The organism is Actinomadura alba (assembly GCF_014323705.1).
Classification (GTDB): domain Bacteria; phylum Actinomycetota; class Actinomycetes; order Streptosporangiales; family Streptosporangiaceae; genus Actinomadura_C; species Actinomadura_C alba.
Genome location: NZ_JABVEC010000050.1, coordinates 24200 through 43073 on the forward strand (window position 1 = coordinate 24200; position 18874 = coordinate 43073).

Annotated in this window: 19 protein-coding genes and 1 tRNA gene; 8 read left to right on the forward strand and 12 right to left on the reverse strand. The window is 66.6% G+C overall.

The features are described from left to right. Positions 1-33 precede the first annotated feature (33 nt). Positions 34-1200, forward strand: a complete 1167-nt coding sequence (gene bagB / locus HKK74_RS36025; RefSeq protein WP_187247904.1) for an ATPase BagB — start codon at positions 34-36, stop codon at positions 1198-1200. Between the two features lie 79 nt (positions 1201-1279). On the opposite strand, the gene HKK74_RS36030 is transcribed toward bagB, so the two are convergent. Further along, complete coding sequence (locus tag HKK74_RS36030) at positions 1280-1588, reverse strand: WhiB family transcriptional regulator (protein ID WP_187247905.1); 309 nt, start codon at positions 1586-1588, stop codon at positions 1280-1282. A gap of 244 nt (positions 1589-1832) precedes the next feature. On the opposite strand from HKK74_RS36030, the gene HKK74_RS36035 reads away from it, so the two are divergent. Continuing rightward, positions 1833-4157 (forward strand): penicillin-binding protein, encoded by a 2325-nt coding sequence (locus tag HKK74_RS36035; RefSeq protein WP_187247906.1) that lies wholly within the window; start codon positions 1833-1835, stop codon positions 4155-4157. 145 nt (positions 4158-4302) lie between these two features. Here the strand turns inward: HKK74_RS36035 and HKK74_RS36040 are convergent, their stop codons facing one another. Then, positions 4303-4758, reverse strand: a complete 456-nt coding sequence (locus HKK74_RS36040; RefSeq protein ID WP_187247907.1) for a GatB/YqeY domain-containing protein — start codon at positions 4756-4758, stop codon at positions 4303-4305. A gap of 145 nt (positions 4759-4903) precedes the next feature. On the opposite strand from HKK74_RS36040, the gene HKK74_RS36045 reads away from it, so the two are divergent. From HKK74_RS36045 to HKK74_RS36055, 3 genes are all read left to right on the forward strand, one after another. Continuing rightward, on the forward strand, positions 4904-5821 hold the full coding sequence (locus HKK74_RS36045; protein WP_187247908.1) for a metallophosphoesterase: 918 nt from the start codon (positions 4904-4906) through the stop codon (positions 5819-5821). Positions 5822-5890: 69 nt separating this feature from the next. After that, positions 5891-8452, forward strand: a complete 2562-nt coding sequence (gene pepN / locus HKK74_RS36050) for an aminopeptidase N (protein ID WP_187247909.1) — start codon at positions 5891-5893, stop codon at positions 8450-8452. A 116-nt stretch (positions 8453-8568) separates the two neighbouring features. Further along, a tRNA-Pro gene (locus HKK74_RS36055) sits at positions 8569-8642 on the forward strand. A 96-nt stretch (positions 8643-8738) separates the two neighbouring features. Here the strand turns inward: HKK74_RS36055 and HKK74_RS41715 are convergent. From HKK74_RS41715 to HKK74_RS36085, 6 genes are all read right to left on the reverse strand, one after another. After that, complete coding sequence (locus HKK74_RS41715; RefSeq protein WP_187247910.1) at positions 8739-9917, reverse strand: site-specific integrase; 1179 nt, start codon at positions 9915-9917, stop codon at positions 8739-8741. A gap of 73 nt (positions 9918-9990) precedes the next feature. Then, complete coding sequence (locus tag HKK74_RS41720) at positions 9991-10176, reverse strand: helix-turn-helix domain-containing protein (protein WP_222723163.1); 186 nt, start codon at positions 10174-10176, stop codon at positions 9991-9993. Positions 10177-10327: 151 nt separating this feature from the next. Further along, entirely contained in the window at positions 10328-12136 is a 1809-nt protein-coding gene (locus HKK74_RS36070; protein WP_187247912.1) for an FtsK/SpoIIIE domain-containing protein, read from the reverse strand. Beyond that, positions 12133-12468 (reverse strand): hypothetical protein, encoded by a 336-nt coding sequence (locus tag HKK74_RS36075; RefSeq protein ID WP_187247913.1) that lies wholly within the window; start codon positions 12466-12468, stop codon positions 12133-12135. The genes HKK74_RS36070 and HKK74_RS36075 overlap by 4 nt, the downstream gene beginning before the upstream one ends. 18 nt (positions 12469-12486) lie before the next feature. Beyond that, entirely contained in the window at positions 12487-12696 is a 210-nt protein-coding gene (locus HKK74_RS36080; protein ID WP_222723164.1) for a hypothetical protein, read from the reverse strand. 237 nt (positions 12697-12933) lie between these two features. Then, positions 12934-13128 carry a hypothetical protein gene (locus HKK74_RS36085; RefSeq protein ID WP_187247914.1) on the reverse strand — a complete coding sequence of 65 codons (195 nt, stop codon included), beginning with the start codon at positions 13126-13128 and terminating at the stop codon, positions 12934-12936. 185 nt (positions 13129-13313) lie between these two features. Between HKK74_RS36085 and HKK74_RS36090 the strand changes: the two genes are divergently transcribed. Further along, a complete protein-coding gene (locus tag HKK74_RS36090; RefSeq protein WP_187247915.1) occupies positions 13314-14057 on the forward strand; it encodes a helix-turn-helix domain-containing protein in 744 nt (247 codons plus the stop codon). 4 nt (positions 14058-14061) lie between these two features. Then, a complete protein-coding gene (locus tag HKK74_RS36095) occupies positions 14062-14538 on the forward strand; it encodes an NUDIX hydrolase (protein ID WP_187247916.1) in 477 nt (158 codons plus the stop codon). Between the two features lie 445 nt (positions 14539-14983). Here HKK74_RS36095 and HKK74_RS36100 read toward each other — a convergent pair whose 3' ends face one another. The 4 genes from HKK74_RS36100 to HKK74_RS36115 all read right to left on the reverse strand — a co-directional run bounded on the left by HKK74_RS36100 (position 14984) and on the right by HKK74_RS36115 (position 17917). Continuing rightward, positions 14984-15517 (reverse strand): hypothetical protein, encoded by a 534-nt coding sequence (locus HKK74_RS36100; RefSeq protein ID WP_187247917.1) that lies wholly within the window; start codon positions 15515-15517, stop codon positions 14984-14986. Between the two features lie 98 nt (positions 15518-15615). Beyond that, on the reverse strand, positions 15616-16179 hold the full coding sequence (locus HKK74_RS36105) for an HD domain-containing protein (protein ID WP_187247918.1): 564 nt from the start codon (positions 16177-16179) through the stop codon (positions 15616-15618). A 52-nt stretch (positions 16180-16231) separates the two neighbouring features. Continuing rightward, complete coding sequence (locus tag HKK74_RS36110) at positions 16232-16711, reverse strand: GntR family transcriptional regulator (protein ID WP_187247919.1); 480 nt, start codon at positions 16709-16711, stop codon at positions 16232-16234. A gap of 801 nt (positions 16712-17512) precedes the next feature. After that, positions 17513-17917, reverse strand: coding sequence for a hypothetical protein (locus HKK74_RS36115; protein ID WP_187247920.1), 405 nt, complete (start codon positions 17915-17917; stop codon positions 17513-17515). Between the two features lie 193 nt (positions 17918-18110). Here HKK74_RS36115 and HKK74_RS36120 point away from each other — a divergent pair, with 193 nt between their 5' ends. Beyond that, positions 18111-18842 carry a helix-turn-helix domain-containing protein gene (locus tag HKK74_RS36120; RefSeq protein WP_187247921.1) on the forward strand — a complete coding sequence of 244 codons (732 nt, stop codon included), beginning with the start codon at positions 18111-18113 and terminating at the stop codon, positions 18840-18842. Positions 18843-18874 lie beyond the last annotated feature (32 nt).

Consider the following 18874-nt stretch of genomic DNA (forward strand, 5'->3'; position numbering starts at 1 on the left):
CGCCGCACCCGGCCCGACCAGGAGCGTGGCCCCGTGAGCAAGAAGCCGCCCGTCCTCGACGTGGACGCCCTGATCGACGACCCGCGTACCCGGATCATCGTCTGCTGCGGTTCCGGCGGGGTCGGCAAGACGACGACGGCCGCCGCCGTGGGTCTGCGGGCCGCCGAGCGAGGCCGCGACGTGGTCGTCCTGACGGTCGACCCGGCGCGTCGGCTGGCGCAGTCGATGGGGCTCAGCGAGCTGGACAACAGCCCGCGGCGCATCGACGGCGTCGGTGCCGACGAGAACGGTGAGAACGGCGGTGAGCTGCACGCCATGATGCTCGACATGAAGCGGACCTTCGACGAGATCGTCGAGGCCCACTCGGACCCGGACCGCGCGAAGCAGATCCTCGCCAACCCGTTCTACCAGTCGCTGTCGTCGAGCTTCTCCGGCACGCAGGAGTACATGGCGATGGAGAAGCTGGGTCAGCTGCATCGCTCGGGTGCCTGGGACCTCATCGTGGTCGACACCCCGCCGTCGCGGAACGCGCTGGACTTCCTGGACGCCCCCGAGCGGATGGGCCGGTTCCTGGACGGCCGGTTCATCAAGATCCTGCTCGCCCCGGCCAAGGTGGGCGGGCGATTCGGCGTCAAGGTGCTGTCGGCCGGGTTCGGCGTGTTCACCGGCGTCATCACCAAGGTCCTCGGCGGTCATCTGCTGCGCGACGTGCAGACGTTCGTCGCCGCCTTCGACACGATGTTCGGCGGCTTCCGCGAGCGCGCCGAGAAGACCTACCAGTTGCTGCAGACGCCCGGTACCGCGTTCCTGGTGGTCGCCTCGCCCGAGCCGGACGCGCTGCGCGAGGCGTCCTACTTCGTGGAGCGACTCGCCACCGAGCGGATGCCGCTCGCCGGGCTGGTCGTCAACCGCGTGCACCGGTCCGGAATAACCACGCTGTCGGCGGCGCGCAGCATGGCCGCCGCCGAGACGCTGAACGAACGGGGCGAGCATCCGCTGGCCGCCTCGCTGCTCCGGCTGCATGCCGATCACATGCAGGTCACCACCCGGGAAGACCGGCTGCGCGAGCACTTCAGCTCCGCCCACCCCAATGTGCCGGTAGCGACGGTGCCCGCTCAGGCCGAGGACGTGCACGACCTCGAAGGTCTGCGTCGTGTCGGCATGGATCTGTCGGAGAACAAGGCGGCCGGCGCCGCCTGACGCCGTGGTCGCGTCACGACCGCCCCTGGCGCTTCACCAGGGGCGGGTCATCCGACCACGGCGTTGCCGACCGCTCGGGTCAGCTCGCGACGAGTTCGTCCTCGTCGTCGTTTGACCGCTCGTACTCCTCCTTGGCGGTCTCGAGCAATTCCCGCCACGAGGTCACGTCCGGCCGCCGTCGCATCAGTGCCCGGCGTTCACGCTCGGTCATCCCGCCCCAGACACCGAATTCGATCCGGTTGTCGAGGGCGTCGGCGAGGCACTCCGTGCGCACCGGGCAGCCCCGGCAGATGAGCTTCGCCCGGTTCTGGGCCGCGCCCTGCACGAACAAGGCATCCGGGTCCGCGTTACGGCAGGCGGCGCGGGCAGTCCAATCAGTGATCCACATCTTGGCCCCACTCCCCTAGGGTCTGTGTCGATTGCGCTCCTCGGCCGGACGGGCGCGGACGTCAGGCCGCCATACGAAAGCCGTGGGGAAGAACTTACGGAAGCGAGAGACGTTTCAACAGCCCCCGATGGGCCCATTCTCGATATAGCCCGCCTGGGCCACGGACTAGTCACCCTCGCGCCAACCGGCGGGGCGACCCGTGACATGTCCCGTTTGCCACGCTTCTCCCAGGTACGGTTAGACCGTGCGCGTTGCAGATGCGGATTCGGAGAACATCGTCGTCAAGCTCGTCCGGCTGGTGGGTGCGGCTGTCGTCGCGGGTGTCCTGGTCGCCTTCATCGCGTTGCCCGTGGTGGGCAGCACCGGCGTGTCGGCCCGGAACGCCTCCGACAGTTTCCAGAACATGCCGTCCGACCTGAAGACGACCCCGCCACCCGAGAAGACCGTGTTGTACGACACGGCGGGCAAGCCAATCGCCACCTTCTTCGACAAGTACCGCGAGTCGGTGCGGCTCGACCAGGTCAACCCCATCATGAAGAGGGCGATCGTCGCCATCGAGGACTCGCGCTTCTACGAGCACGGCGCGCTGGACGCGAAGGGCGCCTTCCGCGCGCTCGCGACGAACGTCGAGTCCGGCGAGACCGCGCAGGGCGGGTCGACGCTCACGCAGCAGTACGTCAAGAACCTGCTCGTCGAGAACGCCAAGACCGATGAGGAGTACCGCGCCGCCATCGCGCCGACCGCCGGCCGCAAGCTGCGCGAGCTCCGCTACGCCCTCGACATCGAGCAGAAGATGTCGAAGGACCAGATCCTCGAGGGCTATCTCAACATCGCCTACTTCGGCGGCGGCGCCTACGGCGTGCAGGCCGCCTCAAAGCGCTACTTCAGCAAGCCCGCGTCCAAGCTGAACCTGGAGCAGGCCGCGCTGCTCGCCGGAATCACCAAGAACCCGTCCGCCTTCGACCCGACGCTCAACCCGAAGGACGCGCGCAACCGGCGCAACACCGTCCTCGACCGCATGGCGGAGCTGCGCATCGTCACCAAGGCCCAGGCCGACGCGGCGAAGAACAAGCCGGTCAAACTCAACGAGACCAAGCCGGAGGGCGGCTGCGAGACCAGCACGGCGCCGTTCTTCTGCGAGTACGTCCGGTACGAGATGCTCGACATCCTGGCCAAGGGCAAGAAGGACGCCAAGTCCCGTGAGAACGCCAAGCGCCAGCTACAGCGCGGCGGCTTCACCGTCCGTACGACGCTGGACCCGCAGGCGCAGAAGGCGGCGCAGAACGGCATCCTCGACCGCGTCGCCGTGACGAACGACCGGTCGTCCGCCCAGACGATGGTCGAGCCCGGCACCGGCAAGATCAAGGCGATGGCGGTGAACCGCAAGTTCGGCAACAAGCGCAAGAAGGGCGAGACCGTCCTCAACCTCGCCGCCGACATGGCGCACGGCGGCGGCTACGGCTACACGGCGGGGTCCACGTTCAAGATCTTCACGCTGGCCGCGGCGCTCGACAAGGGCATCCCGATCCGGACCACCATCAACTCTCCGCACACCATCACCATCAGCGGGTTCAAATCCTGCAACGGTTCGAACTTCACTGAACCGTGGCGGGTCAGCAACTCCAGCGAGAGCGAGGACGGCAACTTCAACCTGCGCAACGGCACCTGGCACTCCGTCAACACGTTCTACGCCGAGCTCGAGAAGCGGGTCGGCCTGTGCGAATCGGTCAAGATGGCCGAGCGGTTCGGGCTGCGGCAGGTCACCGGCAAGCCCCTGAAGCAGATCCCGTCGCAGGTCCTCGGCGCCAACGAGGTCGACGTCACCAACCTGGCCGCCGCCTACGCCGGGTTCGCCGCCCGCGGCAAGTACTGCCCACCGGTCGCCATCACCGAGGTCACCGACCCCGACGGCAAGGCGCTGAAGCTGCCCAAGACCCAGTGCAGGCAGGCCATCGACGAGGACGTCGCCGACCAGGTCAACGACATCCTCCGTGGTGTGCTGACCAAAGGCACCGCCGTCGGCATCGGAAACGTCGGCCGCCCGGCCGCCGGCAAGACCGGTACTTGCGAGGAGTTCACCTGCGCGCTCTTCGCCGGCTACACGCCCGACCTCGCCTCGGCGGTCTGGTACGGCGACGCCGACTACCCCTGGAAGTACCGGGTGACCGGCATCTACGGCGCCACGATCCCCGGACCGATCTGGGCGCAGAGCATGCGCAACGCGCTCAAGGGCAAGCCGGTCAGGTCGTTCAACGAGCCGAGCAACCGCTTCGGCGACGTGGAGCAGATCAGCGTCCCCGACGTGCAGGGCATGTCCGTCCGGATCGCCAAGTCCACGCTCGAGGGGGCCGGCTTCAACGTCACCGTCTCGACGAGACCGGTGCGCTCCGGCGAGGCGCGGGGCACGGTGGCACGCACCTCACCGGCGGGCGGCACGCAGTTCGAAGAGGGCCAGAACGTGACCATCTTCGTCAGTGACGGCAACGGAGCCGACCGCCGGGGCCGCGGAAACGGAAGCGGGAACGGCGGACGGAACAACGGCGGATTCGACTGGCCGTTCGGCAACTGACCGCCCCGGCCGATCCACCGGCCCGCCGGTGGATCGGCCGACCGGTGAGACAGGTCGCCCAAGACCGGCCGACTGTTGAGGACGGCCGACCGGTGAGGCGGGTGGACCAGTGAGGACGGTGGGCGGCCGGTGAGCCGCCGGCCGGTCAGCCGGTCAAGCGGCGCTTGACCTCGGCGGCGACCCGGCCGCCCTCGGCCCGGCCGGCCACCTTGGGGTTCAGGACCTTCATGACCTGTCCCATCGCCCGCGGGCCCTCCGCGCCGGTTTCGGCGATCGCGGCCGCGACCAGGTCGGCGAGCTCCTCGTCGGACAGCTGCGCGGGCAGGTACTCCTCGAGCACGGTGCCCTCGGCCCGCTCGGCCGCCGCCTGCTCGTCTCTGCCCGCCTGGGCGAACGCCTCGGCGGCCTCACGCCGTTTCTTCGCCTCGCGGATGAGCACCTTGACGATCTCGTCGTCGCTGAGCTCACGCGACTGCTTGCCGGCCACCTCCTCGTTGGTGACCGCCGTGAGGGACATGCGCAGCGTACGAGTCCGTACCTCGTCGCGCGCCTTCATCGCGGCCGACAGGTCGGACCGCAGCTTCTCCTTGAGGGCACTCATGGTGACCATGATGCCCTGGCCACCCGTACGCCCCCACCTGCTTTTCGCCGTGGCGCGCCGTAGCGGCTGAGCGGCATGGTCGGGATGATCTGGATGATTCCGTACGTTTTGCCCATCGGCGCTCACGGTCTGGCAGCATGGGACAGTGCGAAAGCTCTACGCCCTCCCCCTCGGCCTGATCGGCGCCGGTGCCGCCGGCATCGGCTACGCGTCGGTGATCGAACGTAACTGGTTCGCCCTGCGCCGGTTCGAGGTTCCCGTGCTGCCGGCCGGCCGGCAGCCCATCAAGATCCTGCACCTCTCCGACGCGCATCTCACGCCGGGCCGCAGCCGTCTGATCAACTGGGTGCGCTCCCTCGACGCGCTCGAGCCCGATCTCGTCGTGAACACGGGCGACTCCATCTCGCACGCGGACGCCGTACCGTCCTTCCTGGACGCGCTCGGGCCACTGCTGGACCGGCCGGGCGTGTTCGTCTACGGCTCCAACGACCTCTACGCGCCGATCTTCAAGAATCCGACGCGCTATCTGTGGCGTACGAGCAAGTCCGACTACAAGAAACGGCGCGAACCCGACCTGCCGTACCGGGAGCTGGGCGCCTCGCTCGCGGCGGCCGGCTGGCTCGACCTGAACAACCGCATCGGGCGGCTGAAGGTCGGCGAGCTCGACGTCGAGTTCGGCGGGATCGACGACTCGCACATCGGCCGGGACAGGTACGACAAGGTCGCCGGCCCGGTCGACCCGCGGGCCGACCTCAACATCGGCGTGATGCACTCCCCGGAACCCCGCAATCTCGACCGGTTCGCCGCCGACGGCTACAAGCTCCTGCTCGCCGGGCACACCCACGGCGGCCAGCTGTGCGTGCCCCTTTACGGTGCGCTGGTGACCAACTGCGGCATCGAGCCCGCACGCGTCAAGGGCCTGCACCGGCACCCCGCGGCGGGCGGTCCCGACGCCGCCTGGCTGCACGTCTCGGCGGGTCTCGGCACGTCGCCGAAGGCGCCGGTCAGGTTCTGCTGCCGGCCTGAGGCGACACTTCTCACCCTGGTGTCCCATAGCGGGTGACCAGCCGGCGAGCCTTCGCCGCGGCCCTTCGCCGCGGTCGCTTCACCCGGATGCGAAGATCGGTGCAGGATGCGCAAGACACCATCACTCGGCCGCGACGAGGCACGAACCCGTGCCCGCGTGCTTCACGTCGACTCGTACTCGGTGGACCTCGACCTCACGCGCGGTGACGAGGTCTTCGGCTCCACGACCGTGATCCGGTTCGGCTGCCGCGAGCCCGGTGCGACGACGTTCGTCGAGCTCCAGCCCGAGACCGTGCACCGCGTCGTGCTCAACGGCCGGCGGCTCGACCCGGCGTCGCTGACGGACGGACGCCTGCCACTGCCCGGCCTCGCCGCCGACAACGAGCTGCGCGTCGAGGCCGACATCCGCTACTCACGCACCGGCGAGGGGATACAGCGCTTCACCGACCCCGCCGATGACGAGGTCTACGTCCACGCCACCTGCGGACCGGATCAAGCCTCCCGGGTCTTCGCCTGCTTCGACCAGCCCGACCTCAAGGCCGTGTTCCAGGTGTCCGTCACCGCACCGGCGCACTGGACGGTGCTCGCCAACGGCGCGTGCGAGCGGAGCGCGGACGGCGTCTGGCGGTTCGCCCCCACCCAGCGGATCAGCACCTACCTGATGACCGTGGTCGGCGGCCCGCTGCACTCCGTGCACGCGGAGCACGACGGCATCCCGCTCGGGCTGCACTGCCGGCGCTCCCTCGCGCCGTACCTGGACGCCGAAGCCGAAGAGATCCTGGACATCACGCGGCGTGGCTTCGATCGCTACCACGAGCTGTTCGACCAGCGGTATCCGTTCGGGAAGTACGACCAGGCCTTCGTGCCCGAGTCGTACTTCAGCGCCGTCGAGAACGTCGCCTGCGTCAACTTCCGCGACGACTTCCTCTTCCGCTCCGCCGTCACCGACGTCGACCGTGAGATCCGCGCCGTCGTCATCGCGCACGAACTCGCGCACATGTGGTTCGGCGACCTGGTCACCATGCGGTGGTGGGACGACCTCTGGCTGAGCGAGTCGTTCGCGGAGTACATGGGCCAGCGGGTGACCACCGGTTCCGACCGGTTCACGGGCGGATGGGCCGGCTTCGCCATCAACCGCAAGACCTGGGGGTACGACGCCGACCAGCGTCCGTCCACCCACCCGATCGCCGCCGACGGCATCGACGACACCGCCGCGGCCCTGGCGTACTTCGACGGCATCTCGTACGCGAAAGGCGCCTCCGCACTGCGCCAGCTGGTCGAGTGGGTCGGCGACGACGCCTTCCTCGCCGGTGTCAACGAGTTCTTCGCCCGCCACCGCTTCGGCAACGCGGACCTGTCCGACCTGCTGGCCGCGCTCACCCGGACCGGAGGCCGCGACGTGCACGCGTGGGCACAGCGCTGGCTCCGTACGAGCGGAATGGACACCATCCGCACCTCGGTGACAGAGGCGGGCGGACGGCTGACCTCGGCCGAGGTGATCCACACCGGCCCGCCCGACGATCCGGGAACCCTGCGCACGCACCGGATCCGGGTCGGGCTCTACGACCTGGTCGACGGTGCGGCCGGACGCCGGCTGGTGCGGCGTGACGGCGTCGACGCGGACCTCTTCGCCGAACCGGGGCCGGACGGTTCCGCGCACACGCCGCTGCCCGCCCTCGCGGGCGCGCGCCGCCCCGACCTGCTGCTGCCCAACGACGGTGACATGACGTACGCCAAGATCCGGCTGGACGCGCGGTCGTGGCAGGCGGTCACCGAGGCGCTGTCCACGGTCGAGGACCACATCACGCGGGCGATGCTCTGGGCCACCGCCCGTGACATGGTGCGCGACGCGGAGCTGCCGCCCGCCGACTACCTCGCGCTCACCGGCGCCCATCTGGCCGCCGAGCCCGTGGGCGCCATCGTGGAGGCCGTACTGGCATTCGGCCGCCGGCAGATCGCCGACCGCTTCGTGCCCCTGCCCGGACGCGAAGCAGCGCTCGCGACGCTCTCCGGAGTCTGCCGCGAGATCATGTCGCGTGCCGAAGGCGACCCGGCCCGCGCCGGGCTGCGACTGGCCGCCGTACGGGTCCTGATCACCTGTGCCATGACCACGGACGAGCTCGCCGAGATACGGGCTTGGCTGCTGGCGGGGCAGGTCCCCGGCGGGCCCGACCTCGACGCGGAACTGCGCTGGAGCGCCCTGCTGCGGTTGTGCGCCTCAGGCACGGCGGGTGAGGCGCAGATCGTCGCCGAACTGACGCGCGATCCGAGCGCGAGGGGCCGGGAGGGCGCGGCCCGCTGCCGCGCGGCCCTCCCCGACGCGGCGGCGAAGGAACGCGCCTGGCAGCGGCTCTTCAGCGTGGACGAGCAGTCCGACCACCTGCTGGGCGCCATCGCCGACGGTTTCTGGGATCCGGGACGGCCGGAGTCGACCAGCCGCTATGTGGACCGCTACTTCGCCGAGATCCCCGAGTCCCGGACCCGCGGCCCGGTGGCGTGCCGGCTCCTCAGCGGCCAGTTGTTCCCCGCCCACGCGGTCAGCCCCGAGACCGTACGAGCCGCCGAGAAGTGCCTTGATCGCGACGACCTGACGCCGAACCTGCACCGCGGGCTGACCGATCAACTCGACGATCTGCGCCGCGCACTCCGGGTGCGGTCCGCCGGTTGATCGCGGAGGAGGATCATGGCTGGACGCCCGGCTTTTATTGGAGCACGGGCACTCATGGGATCCGCTAGACTTGCGGAGGCGCCAGGAGGGACGTACGCCCTCCAGCGTGCCACCAGCGGGGTGTAGCGCAGCTTGGCAGCGCGCTTCGTTCGGGACGAAGAGGTCGTGGGTTCAAATCCCGCCACCCCGACGCAAGGTTGAGGCAGTTCGGATGGGGTTTCGGAGTTCGCTCCGGAGCCCCATTTCGATCTTGTAGGCCGGTCGGGAGCCAATCGGGGAGCCACCGTCACGCGGACTTGCTCGGACTGAAGATGCTGTTCATGGTCTCGGCTCCCTTGGTGATGACCGGCTTGAGCTGGTGCCGGTACACCTCCTCGGTCACCGCGGTGCTGGAGTGCCCGACGAGATCGGCGATGGTCTCGATGGGCACACCGTTGTCACTCATGATCGATACGAACGAGTGGCGGAGTTCGCGGGGAGTCCAATTCTGCCCGATGCGCGCCTTCTTGGTGATCGCCCGAAACCCTCGCCGGACGTTCGCGGCGTCGAGCGGCGTGCCGGTCTGGGAGCAGAACACGAGGCCGTGATCCTGCCATGCCTCGCCGGTCTTGAGCCGCTGCGCGGCCTGTCTCGTGTGATGGACCCGTAGCGCCTGGGCGGCCTCACCGGGCAGCTCCAGAGTGCGGCGCGACTTGCGGGTCTTGGTGTCGCCGTGTGCCCGTACGGACCGCCAGACGTAGACGGCGAAGCGCTCATGGTCGAAGCCGGCTTGGGTGACCGGCCGCCATCCTTTCTCGTCGTCGACCCAAGCGACGACGTGCTCCCAGCGAAGCGCGCGTGCCTCCTCGGTCCGGATGCCGGTCATGAGACTGAGCACGACATAGGCGTTCATCGAAGACGACTTGGCGCTGTCGAGCACGGCCGTCGCCTGTTCCAGGGTCAGCGCCCTGCTCGGCCGCCCGGCACGTCCCTTCGGTGTGATGACCAACTCGGCCACGTTCCGAAGCACCTTGTCGCGGGCCTGTGCCTGCCGGATCGCCCGCTTGAGGATCGAGTGCACGCCTTGCAGCGTGCGGGTCGACAGCTTGCCGGTGAGCCCGTCGAGCCATTCGTCCACGTGGTCGGCACGCAGGTCGTTGAGCTTGCCCGCGCCGATCAGCGGGATCACGTGCTTCTCGGCGAGGATGCGCACCGTGGTGACCGTTGCCGGGTCGCGGCCCTTGAGCCCTTTGGACAGCCAGTCCTCGACCGCATTGCGGACCGTGTAGTTCGCCGGACTCTCGACGCCGGACTCAAGGTCCTTGACGGCCTTGCTCAGCTTGTCCCTGACGTCGGTCTTGTGCTTCCCCTTCCTCTTGAGCCGCTTGCGCCTGCCGTCGGGTCCGAACCCGAGGGAGACGGCTCCGGTGTAGCCATCGCCCTCGGGATAGATCGTCCCCTCGTACTTGCCGATGAGGATCTTCACTCGGCGAAACCTCCTTGGGGGATTGAGGTGAGCCGGTCACCAGCCACGTTAACAGAGACGTCCCAAGACGTCCCTAGCGTTGTGGTGAGCAATTCTCGTCTTCGAGGGCGCCGACGAACTGAGTGAGGTGGTCGTCGGTGATGCGGCGGAGCTTGCCGATTTTGATGCTGCGGAGCTGGCCGGTGCGGAGCAGGAAGTAGACCTTGTCGCGGCCGATCTGGAGGATCTCGGCGACCTGTTCGACGGTGTATGCCTTCACGCTCACCTCCTGGGGTCCCGAGCGATCTCGGGTGGGCCTGGGCTCGTTGTTGGTCTCCGTTCGTGACGGTGAGTGGTTGTCTTCGTCTTCGTCTGTGGCTTGTCTATGCGCCTTACGTGCAGGCGCGCGTGGGGTCGTAGACGTAGACGAGTCACTGACGGTGATCGGTGGCTGCTCGCCAGCGTCCTCGGGTGACTTGGATGACGCGACCGGAATCGGCAAGTTCTCGAAGCCGTTGGTAGACCCACGGCCGGCTCATTCCTGTAGCCGTGACGAGGTGCGGCACGGGGATGCCTTCGTCGGGAGCGCCGGTCAGCATGACCCAGAGAGCCGTTTCGGGAGCCAGTGCAGGCTCGGTGCTGTCCGGCATCTCTGCCTGTTCGTCCTCGACTGGCAGATGGACGCCCGCATGCGCCTCCTCGATCGCCGTACGCGAGATCTGGTCAAGGGATGGCCGGAGGGATGCGTGCTCGGTGACCGCATGGGCAACGGTCTCGTCGGTCAGCAGGTAGGCGCGTCCCCGTCGCGGGGTGTCGTGTTCGGGCGCACTGATGAGGAACTTCCCAGGCGCGTTCAACGTGTGGGCGTGCCAACCGGCAGTGAGCATGCCTTGGCCAAGGATGAGATCGACGTCCTTGCGCTCGCGGACGCGGAAGCTGACCCGTACGTCCATCTGCGAGCGGACTGCGCCCTTCCCCATCGCCTTCTGCGTGGGGCGCTGTGTCGCAGCGACGAGGGTGACGGCGACGGCCCGACCACGGCGGGCGATCGAGTCGGTATGACCGGCGGTATCGGGCACGTCGTCGGCGAGTTCGGCGTACTCGTCGATGACGATGACCAGCGCGGGCATATCCGGGGTCGGTTCCCACACGCGCCGCCCTTGGCCGGCGAGCCACTCCGCACGGGCCTCCAGAACCGCGACGGCATCACGCAGCAGAACGCGAGCTTGCTCGGGTGTGGTGGCGAGTCGATCGATGCAGCGCGCCCAGGGTTGGAGTTCCATGCCGCGCTTGAGGTCGATGGCCCAGATGACCACGTCGCGGCATGCGGTGAGGTTGCCCATGAGGACGTTGATGCCGCCGCTCTTACCGGAGCCGGCGATGCCGCCGATGAGCGCATGACGGCGAAGCAGCAGGAAGCGTGCCGCCGTGGCGTCCTCGAATGGTCCAAGGTCGATCGGCTCCGTCACCGATGTGATGGAGGGTCCTGGCCAGGCGATGGCGCTGGCGTGCGGATCGAGATCAAGCACACGGAGTTCGAATCGGTTGGCGCGGTCATCTTGCGTCGGGTGGACGCGTACGGCTCCGCGGAAGGTACCGAGTGCCGATTCGATCGCGGGAATCTTCGTGGTCACGTCCTGGATGGTCTGGCCGCGAGCCAGCGCGAACCGGGCCCGCCATCCCCAGACGTCCACCATCGCGGATTGAACGCGCGAGCCCGCCAAGCCGATCGTCTGTGCGATCTGCGGCCAGGCAGAGAGCTGCCGGTCGACGCGCACCTTGGCGCGTCGTCGCCGGTGCGCCCACCACGGCACCGCCAGCACGAAGCCACCTGCGACGAGGACGTGTGGCAACGGTCGGTGAGTGCTGCCGAGGGCCGTGCCGGCGACGAGCCATGCACCAGCGGCCATGGTGACGGTCGCGGCATAGAACCGCTCGGCGCGCAGGGCCAGGCCCAGACCCGCACCGAAGACCGCCAGCGCCCATGCTGCCAAGGTCGCGGTGACGAGGAAGTACGGCCACCAGGTCGGTTGCGAGTGATGGAGCGCCGTGGCGGTGATGACGAGGGTGAGTGCCAGGTAGAGGGGTGCGAGTTCGGATCGGTAGCGCCACAGCGCGCGGCCGATGACGACGGCGGCGAGGTCGGGAAGGTGGTCGTCGTTGTTGACGACGATGACCGGCTGGAGGCCGTTGCGGCGCATCTTGCGGGCGTGCCTGCGCATCTGGCGTGCTCTGCTCATGGGCGGCCTCGCAGGTCGTCTCCCTGGGCGGTGAGTTCGTCACGCACGTACGACAGCGGTTCGGGTTCTCCGTCGTGATGTGCCGCGAGGGTGGCGCGTGCGGCGGCGGCGAGGTTCGCGCGGTGCAGGCGCATGACTTGTAGTCGGGTGCGGAGCCGGGTGACCTTGGCGGCGAGGAGCGGTGTGTCGGCGAGCGCATCGGCGACGTGCTGCCAGGACGTTGATGGGTTCGTCGCTATGAATTGGGCGACGGTGGTGCGTGCCTTGCGGTTGCGGCTGGCGACCTCCTGTAGGTCGATTCCAGGGTCGTCGGGAGTGTGGGGCACGGGCATCACCTCCTTGTTGAGTGGTCAGCGCGGGAGCGAGCCGGTGAGCCAGGCGACGATGCCGGCCACCAAGCGGTCGATCTCTGGTGCGGCACTGGTGGCCGCGAGGAAGAAGCCGAACAGCAGGCACGCGGCGGCATGCCAGACGCGCAGGCCCATGTACCGCCAGGCCACGAATGCGACCGCGCCCAGCACCGCCACCAGCGGAACGGAGACCATCAAAGGAACTCTCACCTCCTTTCGATCAAGAGCGTCGACCCGGGACGAGCGTCGGATGAGAAGTCCAATGCTCGATCCGGCTGACGGACGCTCACCCGGGCATCAGCAGACGTGATCAGAGCTCGCCGAAGCGGGACTTACGACGCCACCAGCGGGACCGCGCACGACACTTGCGGCATCGACCGTTGCCGGCTTCGAGCGCCGCACCACACGGGCACGACCGTCCGGTGATACTCCGCGGAAGTCGCACCATCACCTCCGTGCCTCATCGCGTACGAGGCCCGTCGCCAGCAGCCGGCGCGACGCTGCACCGGTCCGGCTCTCAACCGCACCAGTCCTGATCATCCGCCGCTCCTGGGCATGGATACCGACCACCACGAGCGTGAACGCACCCACAGCAGCACCGGCGAGAAAGACGGCGGCGAGCGTGATCATAAGCAAAGTCATTGCGATCACTCCTCTCGTAAGGGCCAGAACCGCGACCGTGGATGTGGTTCCGGCGGGGGGTGTTGCCTTACGAGATCGAGAATCCGCCAAGGGCCCCGGACGGGATCAGTACATGACTGGACGTGTTCACGACGTCCTCACTAGGGTTGTGGCGTCCTGAGACGTCCTGCGATCCGGTCGGGTGTATGGCCAACGAACGCCTTCGAGCGGCCCTGCTAGAGCGGGGCATGACGATAGCCACGCTCGCCGAGGCCATCGGGGTCGATCAGAAGACCATCGAGCGCTGGATCACGCTCGGCCGCACCCCGTACCGTCGGCATCGTTACGCTGCGGCTTCGCACCTCGGACTCGACGAGACCTACCTCTGGCCTGACGCGCTTCCGCAGGAACAGGTCAGCCAAGCCTCCGGCAGCGAGATCGTCACCATCTACCCGCACCGCTGGTCGGTGCCTCGGGACGCATGGGGACGTCTGTTCGCGACGGCCGAACACGAGATCGGAGTCCTGGTCTACTCCGGTCTGTTCCTGGCCGAAGACGCTGGCGTACAGCAGATCCTCGCCGACAAAGCTCGCGCCGGCGTACGCGTCCGCATCCTGCTCGGTAACCCCGACAGTGAGCAGGTCGCACAGCGAGGCGCGGACGAGGGCGTTGACGACGCGATGGCCGCGAAGATCAAGAACGCGCTCGTGCTGTACAAGCAACTGCGCCGGGTGGAGAGCGTGGAGTTCCGCCTTCACGAGACGGTCTTGTACAACTCCATCTACCGCGCCGACGACCAGCTCCTCATCAACACCCACGTCTACGGCGTGACCGCCCCGCACGCTCCGGTGTGGCACCTCCGGAAGGTCGCCGGCGGAGAAATCGTCAACACCTACCTCGACAGCTTCGAGCGCGTCTGGGAAGGCGCCACACCACTTACGGGGGGCTGACGCCATGGGACGCAGGATCGACTACTACGACGACCCCAACGCCCCCCAAGCCAACAGCCTCGTCCCCTCCGTCAACGTCGTCGTCGAGAACGATAGGGGCGAGATCCTCCTCATCCGCCGCACCGACAACGACAACTGGGCCCTACCCGGCGGAGCCATCGATCTCGGCGAGAGCCTTACACAGGCCGCAGTCCGTGAGACCAAAGAGGAGACCGGCATCGACTGCGAGATCACCGGCCTCGTCGGCATCTACACCGATCCCAAGCACGTCATGCACTACACCAGCAACGACGAAGTACGCCAGGAATTTTCCATTGTTCTCACTGCACGCCCTATCGGCGGCAACCTGACCAAAAGCAGCGAGTCACGGGATGTCTGTTGGATTTCTCCAATAGAGGCATCAAGCCAAACGATGGACCGATCGATGCATCTACGACTCAGCCACTACTTGAACGACATGGACTCCCCAGTCATAAATTAGCCATCCCGGCCGGATTTGCTATTCGGCCTCTAGTTCACTAAGCAGGTCATCGATAACCTGGTTCGTGTTTAGAGCTGTCCTCCTAACGATCATGTACAGCTTTCGGAGAGCGTCGTTTAGCAATCTGCCCGGATTTTCGGTAGGCATGGAATCCAGCGCGATTAGCTGTCTCCCTCCAACAGGCACCACTCGCTCTACAGCAACCCCGTCTGAGTCAAGAATCTCAAGGAAAGGGTAGTTGCCGTCACCATCTTGACTGCCCACGAGGACCGTGGAATTTGCCGTGGAATGACTAAAACTCTCTCCCGACCTGCCAGGATGGCCCACCCTGAGGGTCTGTTTCTGGATAGCCTCCCATTCAACTTCACCAGCGCGCGTGCGCTGAGCAAGGACTTCGATGATTCGAAAAATCCTCGGGTCATCCCAAGGTTCTTCTGTAGCCACTTTATGAACCCCCTGTTTGAATTTGGTGCGTAGTAGCAAGCGCGCCGATCTCGTTCGTTACGATCGACATAGCGTCCCTTGCAGGCTTCGTCGATGCCGATAGATCGAGATCTGGATCGTCAATAAGTGACGACTTTACCAAGGCCGCCGCAGCGACCGAAGCCTGTATTGCCTTGAGAGTCTTCTTATCGTTTGGGGAAATAACCATCAAAAGCCCACGAACCTGCCCCGCCTGCCACCGCCAGTTTGCCAGCCAGGAAATCACCAATTCTGACGAGTTTAGGCGCACGGCTCGTTCAAGCTCCTCCTCCACTCTCTGAAGTTGTGGTATTAGCGTCAGCAAACTTGCTCTACTCATTTCACCCTGGGCAATTTTAGCCGCATCTCGTGCAGATTCAGCAGCCTTCTTAGTTTTACTAAGCTGCCAAAATGTGACACCAAATCCAATCAAAGCAAAAGGGATCGAGGTGAGATTTGCTGCGCGCTCAACAAAGCTATAGAACACATCTCCCCTAGGGCTGGCGTTTGCGACCATGACTAAAGTGACCCATGACCCCTTTAACCACCTAGATTAGATCGACATGTCGACGTGAAGCAGGCCGTGTAAGCCAATCACGGCTTTGGTCCGCCATGTTACCGGTCAAGGCTAACCTGTAGCAGCCTTCCTTGTACGTCTTGTACTGCATCTACAAGATGCGGTTGAGCTTGGCGGATGAACCGCGTTACCAAGTGACCAGGGCCGTAGCGCTCGCAGATTTCGGCAAGTCTGCGCCCGATGGTTACGGTGTGTCCATCGGGACTGGTTGTCATGTCACAGTAAGTGAGCGCGCTCTGAAGCGCACTATCCGGCAACGGGAACTCGCTTTCAAGCGTCTCAGCGAGTCCTCGTTCCTCGGCCTCGATTGCAGCACAGGAGTGATTGGCCACGAGGCGGCAGAGTATGTCGTCGGCATGTTCCACGTCGCGGAGGTAGCGGGCGCCATCGAGAGGATGGAAGCCGCTAGAGACCAGATAAGGCGAGTATCCGATGTCATGAAGCCACGCGGACGCCTCTAGGAGCTCCAGTTCATCGCCAAGAACCAGAGCGAGGCCACGGGCCTGCGCAGCGACACCTCGCGTATGGGCCCACCGACGCGGCAACGGGACTTCGAGTAGCTTGCGGGCGATCTCGCTCGCCCATGCGGTGTGGCTGCTCATGGCTCGACGTTAAGACCGTGCTCTTGGACGTTCACGGACGGCGACGCACCGTCTAGGGACGTCTTCGCACGAAGCGTCCCTTGCCATGAACCGACTCGATGAGCCCGGCATGCTCCAGCTCAACGAGCGCTTGTCGTGCGGTCCCGCGAGAGACGCCGTGCTGGGCAACGATGACTGCCTCACTTGGCAGTGGGTCTCCGGGAGCGAGGTCGCCGGTGTCGATCCGGGCCCATAGCTCGTCGGCGATCTTCCGGTACCGAGGCATGGTTGCGTGCTCCGCCGTGGCCGCCTGATCGGCTCCGCATACAACACGGCCCATGCCTGGCACTGTCGCGACGAGGCCGTCTGCCTCCAGTTCAGCCAGGGCACGGCGGATGGTGTTCCGTACGACACCGAACTCCCCGCACAGTACGGTCTCGGAAGGAAAGCGCGAGCCCGGTGCGTAATCGCCGGCGTCAATGCGCCGCCGCAACGCATCGGCGATCTGCGCGTACGCGCCCCAAGACGTCGTTCGTCGGCGCTCTCCGGACATTCGTACGTCTGTCCGCTGATCAGTAAGCCATGTGCGTGGAGGTCGGCATCCACGATCCGGCCTGGCGCCGTGGTGCCTTAGCCACAGCCGGAGTGAACGCCCTCTCGCGTTGGCGCCGGTGAGCACCTTGTGGGCGCGTGCGATGGGCTGCCCACTGTGCCGTACTCATGCGCATCACTGTTGGGGGTTTCATGGAGCCGTTCGACTCGCGAGGGCCAGCGGGGTGGAGGCCAGGCGATCCTGGGCGATGGCTACTGGCCAGCTCGATGCTGTCGAGCATTCGCGCGAGTTCGGTCGGCGTATCCGCCTCAACCAGGCGGTCATCGATCAGGGCCCACCAGTGCCGGGTTGCCGCGCCGAACCATGTGGTCACGTCCGGGAAGCGCGCTCGTAGCATCTTCAGGCCAACAGCCGGATCGTCTGGGGGGAGGCTGTAGATATATGGAGCGTTCATGTTGTCCTTCCTGGCTGGCGGGCCTGCCGTACCCGCTCACCACCGGTTATGCGGCTGCACTGGCGCGGAACCCAGCAGCCAACCGGCGATGACATCGCGGATTCCCGGTCTACGTGTTGCGGCGGTGGTGGCCGGCGCGGCGGTGCTGGTTACGGCCTCCGGGGGCGTAAGACCGAGTTCTCCGCACCGCCGCGCCGGCTTCAGGTCGCACGGCACGGCGGCCTGGCTCCGACGGATACCGGGCCGTGCGACGTCGTCCGGGCCTTCCCCTGCCCGAGACGAATGGGCGGGCGCGCCATCCGCGCCAGTCGGCGCGCCCACGTCCAAGTGCCAGACGATTCCCACGCCTATCGGCCTCCGGCCGTGGCGCTATCGACAGTCCCGATGCCCGACCGCGGCCATAGGCCAGAGGAAGTCTGCTTAACGGGCATGCAGGCGAGGGCCTCCCTCACTGCGGGGGACATCCCACTGGGCGCCGTGGCGCGGAGCTGCGGTCCGTCGTGCCACACGATCGCGCCCGTGGCGGCGATGCGTTCGGCTCGTGCGATCACCGACCCGTACAAGTAGTACGGGCCCAGCCACGACAGGTGACAGATCTGAAGGACGCCGTGGGTTCCGCCGGTCGCATGGAACGCCTCGGTCATGGCGTGCACCGCGAGCGCGCGATCAGAGGTGATGCCGCACACGCCGCGTTCGGGGTCAGGCGTGGTCACCTGCCAGGAGAACAGGCAGGGGCCGGCATGGATCGGCATCGCGAACGCCTCCTCGGGCTCGGAGCAGGATGGGGGTGGTCACCTGAAGGCGCTGGTGACGAGGCGAATACGGGGTGCTTCGCCCTGCGCAAAGCCTGTCCGGAGCGCGAGGACCTCTCTACTGGCAACTAGGGACGTCTAGGGACGTCCTCTGCTACCGTCGTAGCCGTCCCTGGCCAGCCGGGAGGTAGCGGTGAACGACGTGCTCCGCAGAGCACTTGTCAACGCAGGACTACGAGAGGCCGACGTGGCCCGCCACCTGGATGTCGACCCCAAGACGGTACGTCGCTGGCTCACCGGCCGGCTCCCCTATCCGCGCCACCGCGCGGGAATCGCCGCACTGCTCGGGCTCGACGAGCGAGATCTATGGCCACAAGCCCCGGGCACTCACCGTCCGCTCCACCAGCCGTCGAGCGAAGTCCTCGCTACCTACCCTCACCGATGGGCCGTGCCCCGTGCCGTGTGGCAACACCTCTTCGAGGGCGCCCAGAGTGAGATCGGCATCCTGGCCTACGCTGGCCTCTTCCTCGCCGAAGACTCCGGCTTGCTCAACACGCTCGCCACGAAAGCCTGTGCTGGGATACCCGTCCGGATCATGCTCGGCGACCCGGACGGCTTCCACATCACACAACGAGGCGCCGACGAGGGACTTGGCGACTCACTTGCCGCGAAGATCCACAACTCACTCGTCCTGTACCGAGGGCTGCGCGGCGTCGAGGGCGTCGAAATCCGGCTGCATGACACTGTGCTCTACAACTCCATGTACCGGGCAGATGATCATCTATTGATCAATTCCCATGCTTACGCAGTCGCCGCTTCACAGACTCCCGTATTGCACGTCCGCCGGACAGAAGTCGGCGACATGGCCAGCACTTATATAGACAGCTTTGAGCGTGTTTGGGAGAATTCCAACCCGCTCACATAACCGACCTTCTAAACGGCCTGTATAGTGGTCAG

Bases quoted from the DNA above. Each gene is read 5' to 3' on its own strand.
- HKK74_RS36030 (WP_187247905.1), bottom strand. From the start codon at position 1,588: ATGTGGATCACTGATTGGACTGCCCGCGCCGCCTGCCGTAACGCGGAC.
- HKK74_RS36040 (WP_187247907.1), bottom strand. From the start codon at position 4,758: ATGAGTGCCCTCAAGGAGAAGCTGCGGTCCGACCTGTCGGCCGCGATG.
- pepN (WP_187247909.1), top strand. From the start codon at position 5,891: ATGCGCAAGACACCATCACTCGGCCGCGACGAGGCACGAACCCGTGCC.
- HKK74_RS36070 (WP_187247912.1), bottom strand. From the start codon at position 12,136: ATGAGCAGAGCACGCCAGATGCGCAGGCACGCCCGCAAGATGCGCCGC.
- HKK74_RS36075 (WP_187247913.1), bottom strand. From the start codon at position 12,468: ATGCCCGTGCCCCACACTCCCGACGACCCTGGAATCGACCTACAGGAG.
- HKK74_RS36085 (WP_187247914.1), bottom strand. From the start codon at position 13,128: ATGACTTTGCTTATGATCACGCTCGCCGCCGTCTTTCTCGCCGGTGCT.
- HKK74_RS36090 (WP_187247915.1), top strand. From the start codon at position 13,314: ATGGCCAACGAACGCCTTCGAGCGGCCCTGCTAGAGCGGGGCATGACG.
- HKK74_RS36095 (WP_187247916.1), top strand. From the start codon at position 14,062: ATGGGACGCAGGATCGACTACTACGACGACCCCAACGCCCCCCAAGCC.
- HKK74_RS36100 (WP_187247917.1), bottom strand. From the start codon at position 15,517: ATGGTCGCAAACGCCAGCCCTAGGGGAGATGTGTTCTATAGCTTTGTT.
- HKK74_RS36105 (WP_187247918.1), bottom strand. From the start codon at position 16,179: ATGAGCAGCCACACCGCATGGGCGAGCGAGATCGCCCGCAAGCTACTC.
- HKK74_RS36110 (WP_187247919.1), bottom strand. From the start codon at position 16,711: ATGTCCGGAGAGCGCCGACGAACGACGTCTTGGGGCGCGTACGCGCAG.
- HKK74_RS36115 (WP_187247920.1), bottom strand. From the start codon at position 17,917: ATGCCGATCCATGCCGGCCCCTGCCTGTTCTCCTGGCAGGTGACCACG.